The sequence below is a fragment of the Streptomyces sp. NPDC092296 genome (assembly GCF_044755465.1).
Classification (GTDB): domain Bacteria; phylum Actinomycetota; class Actinomycetes; order Streptomycetales; family Streptomycetaceae; genus Peterkaempfera.
Genome location: NZ_JBIVRB010000001.1, coordinates 1 through 14529, shown reverse-complemented (window position 1 = coordinate 14529; position 14529 = coordinate 1). Strand labels below are relative to the sequence as shown.

General features: G+C 75.1%; 10 protein-coding genes. 2 read left to right on the top strand and 8 right to left on the bottom strand.

Annotation, left to right across the window (positions count from 1 at the left end):
• Positions 1 to 30: 30 nt before the first annotated feature.
• Positions 31 to 2022, bottom strand: a complete 1992-nt coding sequence (locus ACIQGZ_RS00050) for a discoidin domain-containing protein (RefSeq protein ID WP_402598264.1) — start codon at positions 2020 to 2022, stop codon at positions 31 to 33.
• A 155-nt stretch (positions 2023 to 2177) separates the two neighbouring features.
• Positions 2178 to 3662: a WGR domain-containing protein gene (locus tag ACIQGZ_RS00045; RefSeq protein ID WP_402598262.1), complete on the bottom strand. Its 1485-nt coding sequence runs from the start codon at positions 3660 to 3662 to the stop codon at positions 2178 to 2180.
• A gap of 108 nt (positions 3663 to 3770) precedes the next feature.
• On the opposite strand from ACIQGZ_RS00045, the gene ACIQGZ_RS00040 reads away from it, so the two are divergent.
• Positions 3771 to 4364 carry a DUF1349 domain-containing protein gene (locus tag ACIQGZ_RS00040; RefSeq protein WP_402598260.1) on the top strand — a complete coding sequence of 198 codons (594 nt, stop codon included), beginning with the start codon at positions 3771 to 3773 and terminating at the stop codon, positions 4362 to 4364.
• Positions 4365 to 4380: 16 nt separating this feature from the next.
• Here the strand turns inward: ACIQGZ_RS00040 and ACIQGZ_RS00035 are convergent, their stop codons facing one another.
• From ACIQGZ_RS00035 to ACIQGZ_RS00010, 6 genes are all read right to left on the bottom strand, one after another.
• Positions 4381 to 5010, bottom strand: coding sequence for an HAD-IA family hydrolase (locus ACIQGZ_RS00035; RefSeq protein ID WP_402598259.1), 630 nt, complete (start codon positions 5008 to 5010; stop codon positions 4381 to 4383).
• 357 nt (positions 5011 to 5367) lie between these two features.
• On the bottom strand, positions 5368 to 6000 hold the full coding sequence (locus ACIQGZ_RS00030; protein WP_402598258.1) for a hypothetical protein: 633 nt from the start codon (positions 5998 to 6000) through the stop codon (positions 5368 to 5370).
• Positions 6001 to 6084: 84 nt separating this feature from the next.
• Positions 6085 to 7332 (bottom strand): PrsW family intramembrane metalloprotease, encoded by a 1248-nt coding sequence (locus ACIQGZ_RS00025; protein ID WP_402598257.1) that lies wholly within the window; start codon positions 7330 to 7332, stop codon positions 6085 to 6087.
• Positions 7333 to 7669: 337 nt separating this feature from the next.
• Positions 7670 to 8449: a tRNA (guanosine(46)-N7)-methyltransferase TrmB gene (gene trmB / locus ACIQGZ_RS00020; protein ID WP_402598256.1), complete on the bottom strand. Its 780-nt coding sequence runs from the start codon at positions 8447 to 8449 to the stop codon at positions 7670 to 7672.
• Between the two features lie 31 nt (positions 8450 to 8480).
• Positions 8481 to 9797 carry an L-2-hydroxyglutarate oxidase gene (lhgO, locus tag ACIQGZ_RS00015; protein ID WP_402598255.1) on the bottom strand — a complete coding sequence of 439 codons (1317 nt, stop codon included), beginning with the start codon at positions 9795 to 9797 and terminating at the stop codon, positions 8481 to 8483.
• Positions 9798 to 9856: 59 nt separating this feature from the next.
• A complete protein-coding gene (locus ACIQGZ_RS00010) occupies positions 9857 to 11347 on the bottom strand; it encodes an MFS transporter (protein ID WP_402598254.1) in 1491 nt (496 codons plus the stop codon).
• A gap of 610 nt (positions 11348 to 11957) precedes the next feature.
• Here ACIQGZ_RS00010 and ACIQGZ_RS00005 point away from each other — a divergent pair.
• A complete protein-coding gene (locus ACIQGZ_RS00005; protein ID WP_402598253.1) occupies positions 11958 to 14213 on the top strand; it encodes an asparagine synthase-related protein in 2256 nt (751 codons plus the stop codon).
• The last annotated feature ends 316 nt before the right edge of the window (positions 14214 to 14529 follow it).

Genomic DNA, 14529 nt, shown 5'->3' with positions numbered 1-14529 from the left:
CACTCCCACCGCACGGGCAGCGCGCCGAGTTCAGGAGGAGTAGACCCGGAACTCGGACACCTGGGCGGCCGGCCACCCCGTGTTGCCGGTGAAGGAGAGCCGCAGATAGCGGACGCTGGCCGCCGTCGGGAAGGTGAGGGTGACGGTGTTGCCGGTGGCGGGAGCGAAGGTGTAGCCGGCCGAGCCGACCACGGTGCTGAACTGCGAACCGTCGGTGCTGCCGAGCACGGAGAGGGTCTGTGTCCTGGTGCCCCAGGCGGCGGCCGGCGGCAGGGTGAGCACGACCCGCCCGACGCTGCTCCGGGCGCCGAGGTCGACCTGGAGCCACTGCGGGAAGGCGTTGTTGGCGCTCTCCCAGTAGCTGTCGGTGTTCTCGTCGACGGCGTTGCCGCTGCCGTAGTCCTGGGTGTGGCTGCTCTCCGAGGTGGCCCGGTGGGCGGCGAGGTTCGTAGTGCTCGCGGCGTCGGTGGTCACGGTCACCGTGTTGGAGGCGCCGGAGGCGTTGCCGGCCGCGTCCTGCGCGGTGACGCAGAAGGTGTAGGCGGTGGCCGGGGTCAGCCCGGTGACGGTGAAGGTGGTGGCGCCGGTGCTGCCCAGCTCCGTCCGGCTGGAACCGGTGACCCGGTACACCCGGTACGCGGTGACCCCGACGTTGTCCGTGGCGGCGCTCCAGCTCAGCGTCACGGTGGTGCCGGTGTGGCCGGTGGCCTGGAGCCCGGCCGGGGTGCTGGGCGGCTGGTTGTCGCCGCCCGACCCGGCCACCGGGGGCGTCGGGCGGACGGCGGTCAGGGCCAGCTGCCCCTTGAGCATCCGGCCGCCGTCGGCGGTGAGGCGCAGGTAGTAGTCGGACGAGCAGGCCGTGCCGTCCTCGTCCAGCGCCAGCAGCCCGGAACCGGTCGGCACCGCCGCCGCCGTGGCGGCCGTCTTGGCGATCTGGTTGCCCTCGTTGTACTCGTCGAACATGGAGATGTAGATGCCCTGGGCGCCCACCCGCACCATGTTGTAGAACTGCCGCCACATGAAGTCGCCGTGCGCCCGCTGGCGTGCCGAGACGTCGCCCGGCAGCACGCAGGGCTGGTAGTCGATCCCGTGGGCGTTGCAGTCGGCCTGGTCCGGGACGTTGCAGTCGTTGTAGAAGCGGTCCGAGTCGGCCGCGTTGCCGATCCGCCCCACCATCCACGGCGAGAGCATGTCGAAGGCGTGGTAGACGTCGAGGTAGCCCGCCCGGGAGTCACTCACCCCGGTCCGCCAGTAGGTCGGCACGCCGCCCATGACATAGCAGCCCTGGCCCTTGAACCAGTTCACCACGTCCAGGCAGACGCTCGGACTCCAGCCGTGGTTGGCGTCGTTGAAGCCGAAGCCCCAGATGCCCACCACCGGCTTGCCGCCCTGCCTGGCGTATGCGGACGACGCGGTCAGCGCGGCCATCTTGGCGGTCCAGTCCGCCTTGATCTCCGACTGCATGTTCGTCCAGCCGCTGACGTCGTACATGATGTAGAACTTCCGGCCGTACGCCTCGGCCGCGCTGCGCACCTTCACCGCCATGCCGTCCCGGGTGGGGCCCTCGCCGCCGGTCGGGTTGAACCGCTGGAGGGCGGCGGTGTCGCAGCCGTTCTGCTGCATCCAGCGGAAGTGGGTGTCCACCGTCTGCTGGTCGTAGGAGGAGAACAGCGTCGCCGGCCTGCCGTCGCCGAGGTTGCCGAACGCGGTCGGATAGCCATGGGTGTACTCGGCCATGTCCGGCCAGGCCTTGATGGCGTTGGTGGCCGGTGAGGGGGCCTTCGACCAGTCCTGGCTCCAGTGCCACCAGCCGTTGATGGGCGCCCCGTCGCCGGTACAGGCGAACCAGCCCTGGTAGCCCACGGTGATCTTCCCGACGACGTCACCGGCGGCACTGGCGGCGGGAGCCGCGACGGCACCGGCGGCGGGCACCGCCGCGCGGGCGGGCTCGGTGAGCGACCAGGCACCGAGGGCCGACCCCGCCGCCACCGAGGCGATGAACGACCGGCGTGAGACTCCCATGTGACTCCTCCGCTCAGCGCCCGACACCGGGACCACCGGTCCGTGGCAGGTGACTGGTTGTCAGCGGCAAGAGCATGCAATGGACATGCTGAGTCACGCAAGAGATGTGACAGGACCCGCAAAAATCTGCGAATGAGCTCACGTACGGCCATGCGTCAGCGCAACCGCTTGATGTCGCCCCGGGCCCGGTAGAAGCCCCCGGCCGCCGACGACCGCACCTCCGCGACCAGATAGCGGGCCCCGGGCACCCGGATGTCCTTGGGGAACTGCACCCGCATCGCCGGGTCGTACCCGGGCGACACCACCCGCACCCGCAGTCGGCCCCCGTCCTGCACGCACTCCACGATCACGCCCCCCGCACCGCCCGCCGACCGCACCGACGCCTCGCTGACGCTCTCCAGCTCGGTGGACGGCGCCACCGCCGCCCAGTGCGACGCCTTGATGTCGTCCCGCTGGGGCAGCCGGCCCTGCTCGGCGTCCCGCACGGCCGCCTCGCCGGCGTCGATGCAGGCCAGCGAACCGTCCGTGGTGACGATGTACAGCCGCTCGTCGCGGTACTGCATCGAGTACGCCGAGCCGCAGCCGGTGCCCAGCTTCCACAGCCGGGTGCCGTCGGCGGCGAAGCAGTACACCGAGGAGTGGTTGTCGCCCGCGAAGACATACCGCCCGTCCGGCGAGGTGGCGCAGGAGAACACCGCCGCGTCGCAGCGGTACCGCGAGCGCACCGTGCCGTCGGCCTTGGCCAGCCGGTAGACCCAGCCCCGCCCGGTACCGGCGAACACCTCCCCCGGCTCCTGCCAGCCGAACAGCACCGGCCCCTCGGTGGCGGTGTGCCACAGCGGATCGCCGCTGCGGGCCGCGTACGAGGTGACGCCGCTGGAGTGGCCGTGGAAGACGCTCTCCCCGGAGCAGCGCACCATCCAGCCGGAGCTGCCGCCGCTGCGCCGGGACCACTGGTACTCGTCCTCGTGGTCCACGGTGGTGATGCCGCCCCGGCGGTCCGAGACGCCCAGCACCCCGTCGTCGATGTCGAGCCAGTAGATATCCACGTCGCCGGCGATCTCGTACGCCACGTGCGGGATCTTGCCGCTCAGGTCGTAGACCCGGCCGTCGTCGCAGCCGGCGTATATCCAGAAGTCGTCCGCGACGATGCACTTCACCCCGTCCGGCAGGCCGAAGCGCCCGGTGACCCGGCCGTCGTGGGTGAGGGTGTAGACGTCTCCGCGCTCATTGCCGACCCAGGCGTGCTCCTCGCCGACGAAGATGCCGAACGCCGCCGCCCCGGAGTCGAACCGCCACAGCACCGGAGCCTGACGCGCCGTCGACCTGGTGCTGGTGATCTGCCGCCGGGTGACCGGCCGGGCCTGCCGCACCCCCTGGACCGCCGGAGCGTACCCCTTGCGGACCTTCTCCCCGATCTTGCGGGCGGCGGCCGCGGCCGCCTTCTCGGTGCTCGGGTAGCTCGCCGTGCGCACCTGCCCCGGCTCACCGATCCGGCCGTACCGGATCGACACCTCGGTGCCCGCGACCCGCACCTCGTAGAACTTGTGGGCACCGCTGCCCTCCTCGGACAGCTCCAGATAGGTCGTCCCCCCGGCTTCGGACACGGACACGGACGCGGTACCTGCGGCTGCGGACATGCGGAAACAGCCCCCCCTCGGGCGGTCGGATCACTTCGACAGGAACTACGGTAGGCACCGGCACTGACAACGGGCCGGACGCGGCTCGACGAGGGGGAGGCGGAGCGGGTGGACGAGTACCACGTGGTTGACTGGGCGGACGCGACCTGGCTCAACCCGCCGCCGGCCGCCGAGCCGGACGCCGACGGCCTGCTGGTGACCGCCCGGGGCCGGAGCGACTTCTGGCGCACCACCAGCTACGGATTCGTACGGGACGACGGGCATGCGCTGCTGACCGGGCTGCCCGCCGGGTCCGCCGTCGAAGTGACCTTTCCGGCGGCCTTCGACAGCCTCTACGACCAGGCCGGAGTCATGGTCCGGGTGGACGAGCAGACCTGGATCAAGGCCGGGATCGAGCTGACCGACGGGGTGCCGCACCTGGGCGCCGTGGTCACCCGGGGCCAGTCGGACTGGTCGCTCTCCCCGGTGCCCGAGTGGGCCGACCGCCAGGTCACCGTCCGGGTCAGCCGCGCCGGTGACGCGATCACCGTCCGGGCGCGCTGCGACCAGGGCCCCTGGCGGATGGTCCGGCTCGCCCCGCTGGCCCCGGACGCCGTGGCCTCGGCCGGCCCGTTCTGCTGCTCCCCCGAGCGCGACGGCCTGAAGGTGCGGTTCACCCGGTTCGTCACCGGCCCGGCCGACAAGGCCCTGCACGACGCCTGACGGCCTGCGGACCGGCCTAGACCTCCACGCCGAGCGGGACGCCGAGCAGGGCCTCCAGCTGCGCGATCGTCCCGGCGGGATCGGTCGCGTGCACGGTGGCGACGCCCAACTCCGCCGCCGGCGGCAGGTGGTGCGCGGTGTCGTCGACGAAGACGCAGCACTCGCCGGGCAGGTCCATCAGGTCCAGCATGATCCGGTAGAGCGCCGGGTCGGGCTTGCGCATCCCGTAGTGCTCGGAGATCAGCACCGCGTCGTACAACCGGTTGAAGTCATAGCCCTCGTACGGGTCGAACGGCTCCGTACCGATGCCATTGGCGAAGATCCCCACCTTCACCCCGGCCAGCCGGGCCGCCTGCACCGCCGCGATGACCGACGGCTCCGGCGCCAGATCGGCCAGCACCCGGCCGCACAGATTCGCCGGCCCGACCCCGAGGATCGCGGCGGTGCGCTCGTTCCACTCCCGCTGGCTGATCGCCCCGCGCTCCAGCTCGCGATACAGGGCCGCGCCCTCCGGGTCCCGAGTGATCACCGCCGAGAACGCCCCCTTCCGCAGGCCCTCACGGCGCTCGTACGCGGCCACCCCGGCGGCGACGCTGGTGGTCAGCACCCCGTCGAAGTCGAGGATCAGGCCAGTGCGGTGGCTCATACGGCACTCCCGGCGGTCGTGAGGGCGGTGCGGTACACCCGCCGCTCCCGGCCGGGCAGCGGCATCCGGTCATCCGGCCCCCGCCGACCGCGACCCGCCGCAGCGGAGGACGCGGGGTCGGCATGGCCGGTCCCGGTGAGGAAGTCGCGGCGGTTCACACTGCTCCAGGTCGAAGTGGCGGCGCGCACGGCGTCGGCGGGCTCTCAGGACAAATCCAACCTCATCACCCCCACCGCTGTCTCAACCTTGCCCATACCGAGCCCGTACAAGTCACCCGCACCGGTTCATCTCCGGCGTGGTGGATGCCGAAGGGGCCGCGGGTGGGTGGGTGCGGCCCCTTCGGGGGAGGGGTGGGCGTCAGGCGGCCGGGATGTCGGCCGGGCGGGGGGTGTCGAGTGACAGGACGACGGTCCGTACCAGGTCGACGGTGTCCCTGGCGATGGCCTCGATTGCCGCCGGGACGCCGTCCGCGTCACTGGCCCGGACCGCTGCGAGCAGGGCCTGCACGTCCTGCCGGAGCGCGGACAGCGCGTCCTCGATCGTCGTGGCGCGGGGGGCGTCCGAGCCGTCCGTGTCGCGGTGGGCGGCGGACGGGCCGCCCCGGCCCGCCGGGCCGGCCGTCCGGGCCAGCAGCTCCGCCGCCGCGCTGCCCAGGGCGCTCGCGCTCTGCCGGACGTCGTCGATCCCGGCGCCGTTCCGCGCGGCGCCGACCAGGTCGCGGACGCCACGGGTGACGTCGCCGAGCGTACCCAGCGCATCGACCGTCACGGCCGGGTCGAACTTGGACGAGGTGGCCGGGCCGACCGGGTCGGCGGGGTCTGCCGGAGTGCCCGGGGCGGCCGGGGCCTCGGCGCCGGGGGTGGGCGCGACCGGGGCAGGTACGGGCACGGTGTCGCGGTCGGCGGTCGCGAGGGCGACACCCGCCCCGGCGGTCAGCGAACCGGCCAGCAGGGCACCGGTGATTACGGCGGCGAACCGTCTGTTGCGCATGGCGGAGCCTTTCGGAGGGAGATCCTTGGCTCCACGGATTTCACGGTTGGTCACGCCCCGCAACCGGAGTGCGACATACGGTGCTCACAACGGGTCACCTGGCCTATCCGACGGGTGGGATCGGCCGGGCGGGACGTGCGGGCAAGGGGGGTGACGGGTCATCGGGGAGCGGGGCGGCTCGCCGCGGGGGTGGGGAAGGGCGACCAGGGCGAGTACGGGGGCGGCCCAGCGGCGGCGTTCCCAGAGGCGGTACAGCAGTTCCCGTTCGCGTGCGGTGAACTCGGCGACCGGGGCCGCACCCCGCTCCGCCCGGCGGCGCAGCAGTGCCAGCGCGGTGGCCAGGGCGATGTACTCACCCATCAGCCGCCCGCCCGCCGGACCGTACAGCGCCCGAGCCCGCAGCCGGGCCCGGCTGCGCAGCCGTATCGTGCCCAGCACCATCGGCTCGGCGGGCCCCAGCCAGCCCGCCCAGACGTACATCGGCAGCCTGGTCCCGACCGCCCTGAGCTCGTCGCCGCGCGACCACACCGCCAGGCCGACCAGCCCGCCGAACGCGGGCACCATGCAGACCCCGTACACCAGCAGGAAGCCGCCGGTACCCAGCGAGGCCGCGCCGTTCCACAGGCCGTGCAGCAGTACCGCCGCCAGCCAGCCGCCGACCGGTGCGGCCACCCGCAGCAGCCGGCCGCGCGCCACCGCCGCCAGCGCGAAGCCGATCCCGATCACGGCGGTGAAGAACGGGTGCGCGAACGGCGACAGCATGCCGCGCAGGACGAAGGTGCAGATGGTGCTGTCGAAGCCGTCGCCGATCGCCCGGTCCTCGGTGTACGAGCGGCCCAGGTAGAGGACGTTCTCGGTGAAGGCGAAGCCGCAGGCCGTGAAGCCGGCCAGCACGATGCCCCGGGTGAGACCGGGGTGGCCGCGGCGGCGGAAGGCGAAGAGCAGCAGCACCGCCGCGCCCTTGCAGGTCTCCTCCACCATCGGCGCCACCACGGCCGACCCGATGGTCTCGCCGCGCGGGCCCTGGTGCGAGACCAGCAGGTCGGCCGTCCAGCTGTTGGCCACGATGGCGACCAGGGTGGCCGCACACGCGCCCCAGGCGAAGCAGAACACCAGGTCACGGGGGGTCTGCGGCGCCACCCGGTCCAGCCAGGCCAGCGCGCCCAGCACCAGCGGCAGCGGCAGTACGGCCAGGCCGAGCCCGACCAGGAAGCCGAGGGCGCCGGTCTGCCGCTCGACCATCCCCAGCATCACCGCCCCGCAGAGCGCGAGGACCGCCGCCGTCACCCCCAGCCGCAGCGCCGGCGGCCGCTCCACCAGGACCCGCCGCAACCGGCCGGTCCCACCGAAGAACCCCCACCGCGCCCGGAACCGCCCCGCCCCCGAACCCAGCGACCCCGGCCCCACCGCACCCGGCCCCAGTGACCCCGGCCCCACCGCACCCGGCCCCAGTGACCCCGGCCCCACCGCACCCGGCCCCACCGCACCCGAACGCGGCGGCGCGGAACAGGGCGGGCGGGCCCGTGCGGGATGCCACGGGCCGGTCGGCTGCGGGCTGCTCACCCCACGACCTTAGGGGACGACCCCCGCCCCCGGGAGTGGTTGCGTACACCCTGCGTACCCGAAGCCGCACCAAACGTAAGCGCCCGGCCTCACCGCACCAGCAGCCTCAGCGCCGCCGGAACAGCAGATCGTGTACCACATGCCCCTTGGCCAGGCCCTGCCGCTCGAACTTGGTCACCGGCCGCCAGGCCGGCCGTGGCGCGTACCCGGGCCGGCTGCCGTCCGCCAGCACCGTGCCGTCGCCCTCCGGGTGCAGATTGACCAGCTCAGGCGAGCCGGACAGCACCGCCAGCATCTGCTCGGCGTACGGCTCCCAGTCGGTCGCGCAGTGCACGGTCGCCCCCGGGGCGAGCCGGGAGACCGCCAGGGCGATGAACTCCGGCTGGATCAGCCGCCGCTTGTGGTGCCGGCTCTTGGGCCACGGGTCCGGGAAGAAGACCCGCAGCCCGGCCAGCGTGCCGGGCGCCACCATGTCGCGCAGCAGCACCACCGCGTCCCCGGCGGCCAGCCGGACGTTCGCCAGTCCGTCGCGCTCGATCCGGCTCAGCAGCCCGGCGTGCCCGGGGGTGTGCACGTCCACCGCGAGGATGCCGGTCACCGGGTCGGCCGCCGCCATCGCGGCCGTGGTCTCCCCCATCCCGAAGCCGATCTCCAGCACCACCGGCAGCCCGGACCGGCCGAACAGCTCGGCCAGGTCGAGCGGCGCACCGTCGACCGCCGTCCCGTACCGGGGCCAGAGCCGCTCCAGGGCGTCGCCCTGGGTGCCACTCAGCCGCCCGCGCCGGGGGTGGAACGAACGTATCCGCTGCTCCCGGTGCTGTTCGGGCGTCGCGGCGTGCGGGTACGGGCGCGCGGCATCGGTGCGGGAGGTGGTGGAGGCAGTCACAGTGGGCCAAGTCTACGGGGAGGCCCACAGCCTACGGGCGGCCGCCGACACCACTGCCCCGCCCGGTGGCCACGTCCAGCGCCGCCAGCGCCCGGCGCGCCACCTCCCGGCCGATCGGCAGCGACGCCGTCGCGGCGGGGGAGGGCGCGTTGAGCACATGCACCAGCCGGGACGGTACGGCGGCCCGCGCGTCCGGGTCGAAGCCGGCGAAGGCGAAGTCGTCCAGCAGCGAACCGTCCCGCGCGACCGCCTGGGCGCGCACCCCGGCGGCGGCCGGCACCAGGTCGTCCGCCGTCACCTCCGGCAGCATCCGCCGTACGGCGGCGGTGAAGGCCCGCTTGGACAGCGACCGGTGCAGCTCCCCGACCTCGTACCGCCAGTGCCGGCGGGCGATCCGCCACGTCCCGGGGAAGGCGACCGTGCCGGCCAGGTCGCGCAGCCGCACCGTACGCCAGTCGTAGCCCTCCCGGGCCAGCGCCGGCACCGCGTTGGGGCCCACATGGACGTCACCGTGCACACCCCGGGTCAGATGCACCCCCAGGAACGGGAACGCCGGGTCCGGCACCGGATACACCAGCCCGCGCACCAGCCCCCGGCGCCCCGCCACCAGCTCGTAGTACTCACCGCGGAACGGCACCACCCGCACCCCCGGGTCGTCCCCGGCCAGCCGGGCGATCCGGTCGCTGTGCAGGCCCGCGCAGTTCACCAGCACCGCCGCCCGCAGCTCACCGCGCGGCGTCTGCACCACCACCCCGTCCGCCCGGTGCGACACCGCGCGCGCCTCGGTCGCCGGGTGCAGCCGGGCGCCCTCCCGCTCGGCCAGCGCGGCCAGCACCCGCGCCACCATCGGGTAGTCGCAGATGCCGGTGGAGCCGACGTGCAGCCCGGCCACCCCCGACACATGCGGCTCGTACTCGGTGATCTGCGCCGCGCCCAGCTCCCGCACCGGGATGCCGTTCTCCCGGCCGCGCTGCGCCAGCGCGTGCAGCCTCGGCAGCTCCTCGCGGCCCACCGCGACGATCAGCTTCCCGGTGATCTCGTACGCGACGTCGTGCACCCGGCAGAACTCCACCAGCTCCGCCGCACCGGCCACCGCGAACCGCGCCTTGAGCGAGCCCGGCCGGTAGTAGATGCCGCTGTGGATCACCCCGCTGTTGCGGCCGGTCTGGTGCGAGGCGAGGAAGTCCTCCTTCTCCAGCACCCCGACGGCCAGCCCCGGGCGCGCCCGCACCAGCGCGTACGCCGTGGACAGCCCGATGATCCCGCCGCCGACCACCAGTACGTCGTAGTCGTACGCCACGAGGCCCGCACCCCTTCCGCCGCCACCGCGCCCCCGCGATCGTGCCATGGAGCACGGGGGCGGTCGAGAGGGCGCAGCGCAGGGGCGCGCACCCCGGCGCGCGGGGACTACGCCGGCGCCGCCAGCACCAGTTTGGCCCGCTCCGTCAGCTCCCGCACTGCCTGCTCACCCCGGAACGGCTCCAGCCGCCGCAGCATCTCCAGCACATACTCCCTGGTCCGCTGCGAGGAGATCCGCCCGGCCACGTCCACCGCGCGGGCCCCGGCGGCGACCGCCGCGTCCAACTCGCCCGCCTGCGTCTCGGCCATCGCCGACACCACCAGCCGCAGCCCGTGCGACCGCACGAACCCCTCCGTCGGCCGGGCCAGCGCCTCCTGGGTGAACTGCCGCACCTTCGCCGGCACCCCGAGATCCCGGAAGCACTCCGCCGCGTCCGCCGCCAGCCGGTCGTACGAGTAGAAGTCGATCCACGCCGGGTCCGCGTCACCGGCCCGCGCACGCTCCAGCCAGGACTCCGCCGCCGCCAGCGCCGCCGCGCACGGACCCGCACTGCCCGCCCGCGCGTGCGCCCGCGCCTCCACCAGGTGGAAGAAGCTGGTGGTCCGGGCCGTCGCCAGCCCCCGGTTGCGCTCCAGCGCGGCCTGCGCCAGATCCACCCCCTCGTCCGCGAAGCCCCGGTAGGTCGCCTGGAGGCTCATCGAGGCCAGCACATACCCGCCCAGCGGCACGTCCGCCGCCGCCCGTGCCAGCCGCAGCGCCTGGATGTAGTACCGCTGCGCCGCCTCGTGCTGCCCGGTGTCGAACGCCATCCAGCCCGCCAGCCGGGTCAGCTCCGCCGTCGCGCCGAACAGCGCCCGGCCCACCTCGTCGCTGTACGACGCCAGCAGCAGCGGCGCCGCCTCCACCCGCAGGCAGTCCGGCACCATGGACGACCGCCAATCGCCGCCGCCGTACTTGGAGTCCCAGCGGCGGGCCTCCTGCGCCGCCTCCCGCAGCTTGGCCGCGTCCGCGTGGCCCACCCGGTACGACGACAGCTCGGCCGGCGAGGCGGCCGCCAGCACGCTGCTGCGCCGCCCGTGGTCCGGCGGCGAGCCCGCCGCGGCCAGCGCCGCCGCGTCGCGGGCCACCGACGCGTCGGCGGGCGTGATCAGCCACCGGGACGCCGGGGTGGCGTACGCGGCCACCGAGAAGGTGCCCGCCAGGCTGTCGCTCCACCGCCCGCCACCGGGGGCCCGGCGGTTCTCCAGGTCCACCTTCCACAGGTCGGTGGCGGTCCGCACCGCCTCCGGCACCTCACGCGGAAAGGCCAGGCCCACCTCCGGCGCCGGATCGGTGTCGCCCAGCCCGATCTCCTCCAGCGGCACCGGGCGGCCGAGCTTGCCGCCGATCGCGCTGGCGATCAGATGCGGCACGGGACCCTGCGGCACCATGCCCTTGGTGACCCAGCGGGCCACCGACGTCTTGTCGTAACGGAGCGTCAGACCCCGCTGCGCGCCCAGGTCGTTGACCCGCCGCGCCAGTCCGGCGTTGCTGATCCCGGCCAGCGACAGCAGTGTGCCGAGTTTCTCGTTCGGTCCCCGCGGGCTGTTGATCGTCAACCCTGCCACCCCCTCGGCGCTGCGGCCCGACAGCCTTGGCACACCCAGAGTAGTTCGGTGCATCCCGACGGTTAAGAGCTGGGATTCCGGATGGCGGGATTGTGTGCCTCCGCGACCGCCCGGCGCGGGCGCGGACGGCCGCCGAACGCCCCGTCCCGGGCGGCGCCGCGCCCGGCGCCGACACCCGTTCGTGCTCCGGTGGCGTGCGGACGTGCGCCGCCCTGTGCGACCTGTCCAGGCCGGTGGGGCAGCGCTTCTCTGGACGGTGTGGGTCGGCCCGCCGTCCGAGGACCCGGTGGGCCGGGGGATACCGCCGCCTCATTCCCCGCGGGTGGCGGACCGGCTCGGGAGGGCGTGCGGACGCCCTCCCGGGCTGTGTGTTTCCAGCCGGTCCGGGCCCAGGAGGGGGCGGCCCGGACCCGCTGCCCGACTTCGTGATGAAACGTCACCATATGCTCGCCACAACGGCCGGACAAGCCCCACCGACACCGCCGCCCGACCGCAGGACAACTGGCACGATTGTGCCCGACGGCCACGGGCGCACCCCGCCCCGCCGCCGTCCAGGTCCGGTGGAGGCGCGATGCGGTGGTTGGCGGGATGGAGCGGCGCCGTGCCGGGCGCCGGCGCGTACGAACCCGGTCCCGACCCGCTGCGCACCGTACGCCCCATCGCCGCCCGCCTGCTCTGGCCCGGTCCCGACCCGCTCTGGGCGGTCGGCGACTGGCGGCCCGAGGAGATCCGGCTGGTCACCCTGCGGCCCGGCGCCGCCGCCGAGACCGCCACCGGCTTCCCCGACATCCCCCAGGACCCCGACGCACCCCCCGCACCGCACACCGTCCCCACCGCCCGCCGCGCCGCACCCCCCGCCCGGCTCGCCGTGGTCGGCCGCTGCGGTGCCTCCGACGCCGAACTGCGCTCCGGCCTGGCCGCCGCCCGGGGCGGCGCGCTGCGCCACCTCACCGCCTGGCCGGGCAGCTACACCGCCGTACTGCACCTGGGCACCCGTACGGTGCTGCTCACCGACCTCGCCGGGGCACTGCCCGCCTTCCACACCCCCTGGTGCGGCGGCACCGCCTACGCCACCGCCGCGCTGCCGCTGGCCGACCTGATCGGCGCCGGCCTGGACGCCGGGCACCTCGCCGCCCGGCTGGCCTGCCCGGAGGCCCCCGAGGCCACCGGCACCAGCACCCCGTACCTGCACGTCCACCGGGTGCCGCCGGCCCACTCGCTCTCCATCCGCTCCGGGCGCGCCCAGAGCACCTCGTACGACGCCCCGGCACCCAGCGCCGGCGGCCCGGTCCAACTGGCCGAGGCCCCCGCCGTCCGCGAACTCACCCGCTCCCTGCTGGAAGCCGTACGCTGCCGCATCCGCACCGCCGCGCCCCGGCCGACCGGCACCACGCAGCGGCCCAGGATCGGCGCCGACCTCTCCGGCGGCACCGCCTCCACCACCCTGGCCCTGCTCGCGGCGGCCACCCCGGCCGCCACCGCCCCACCGAGCCGCCCGGCCCCCGACCTGCGCACCCCCACCGCCTTCCGCACCGCCGACCTCGGCGCCCCGGCCGCCGGCTGGGGCGGCCTCCTCGCGGACCACGGCGCGGCCGAACCGAGCCCGCGCAGCGGGGCGGTGAAGGGCTCCTGGGCGCGGCCCCCGGCGCCCGGCCCGGCACCCGTGCCGCTCACCGCCGTCACCTTCGCGGACGCCCCGGCCGCACCCGTCCCCGCGCTGGCCCGCGCCCGCAGCCTGGCCGGCGCCGTACCGCGCCTGCACCACGCCGTGGTCCCGGCCACCGCCGCCGCCCTCCCGTACGCCGACCTCGCGGACGACCCGCTGGCCGGGCCGCTCACCGACGAACCCGGCCCGGCGCTGGTCGAGGCCCCCGCCGTACGCGCCCGACTGGCGGCGGGCGGCAGCGACCACCTCACCGGCTACGGCGCCCGCCAGGCCCTGGACGGGCACCCCGCCCGGCTGGCCGACCTGGTCCGCGACCACCGCCGCCGCGACCTGATCCGGCCGGTCGCCGCCCTCGCCCGCGCTGACAGCGCCGCCGAAGGGCCGCTCACCGGCGCCCTCGCCACCCCCGTCTCGGTCTTCCGCGCCGCCCGCCGCCTGGCCCGCGCCTCCTACGCCGAAGCCCTGGAGGACGCCGCCGTACGCCTCATCGCCCGCCGGGGGCCGGGCGCCGCCACCAGTCCGGGCAGCGCCTCCACCGCCGCGCTGGCCTGGTGCGTCACCGGTCCTGCGGCCCGCTGGCTCTCCGACGGCGCGCTCTCCGGCATCGCGGTACGCCTCCGGCTCGCCGCCCGGGGGCCGGTACCCGCCGAGCGGCCCGGTGAGCGCCGCGCCCGCCTCGCCCTGCACCGGCACGCCGCCGCGTACCGCACCCTGGTCCAGGTGGCCGAGCAGCACGGCCAGCGGCTGCACGCCCCCTTCCTGGACAACCAGGTGATCCGGGCCTGCCGGCTGGTCCCGGACGGCCTCCGCGTCCAACCCGGCGCTCGGCAGACCCTGCTCCGGGCCGTCCTCGCCGGCGCCGGCATCGCGGACCTGCCCGCCGACTGGGGCGCCGGACCCCGCCCCGACCGCGCCGCCGCCACCCGCACCGGCCTGCGCCAGGCCGCCGACGGCCTCACCGAACTCCTCCACGCCCCCCTCCTGGCCGACCTGGGCCTCATCGACCTCCCCGCCGTCCGCCAAGCCGTCCGCCACGCCACCGACGGCACCGCCCCGGTCCCCCTCGACGGCCTGGCCGACCTGCTCGCCACCGAACTCTGGCTCCGCCGCTACCACGCCCGCCAACACGGCTCCTGCTGGACCGGCATGCCCCTCGCCACCCGCCGCGCCCTCACCCCCCACCCGGCCTGACCCATCCCCCCACCGACCCCAACCCCCGGCCCCAACCCACCCGACCCCTGCCCCACTTGGCCTCAGCCCCGCCCGGACCCTTCCTTCCCCACCCTCCCCAAGCGGTAGCGACCCACCCACCCCAGCCACGCACGGACCCTTCCTCCCCCATCCCCACCAAGCGGCACCAACCCACCCACCCCAGCCCCGCACGGACCTTCCTCCCCCACCCCCACCAAGCGGCACCAACCCACCAACACCAACCACGCACGGACCTTCCTCCCCCCTCCGGGCGGAAGGGTGGCGGACGGGGAGGGGTGGGGGTCCCGGGCACTCA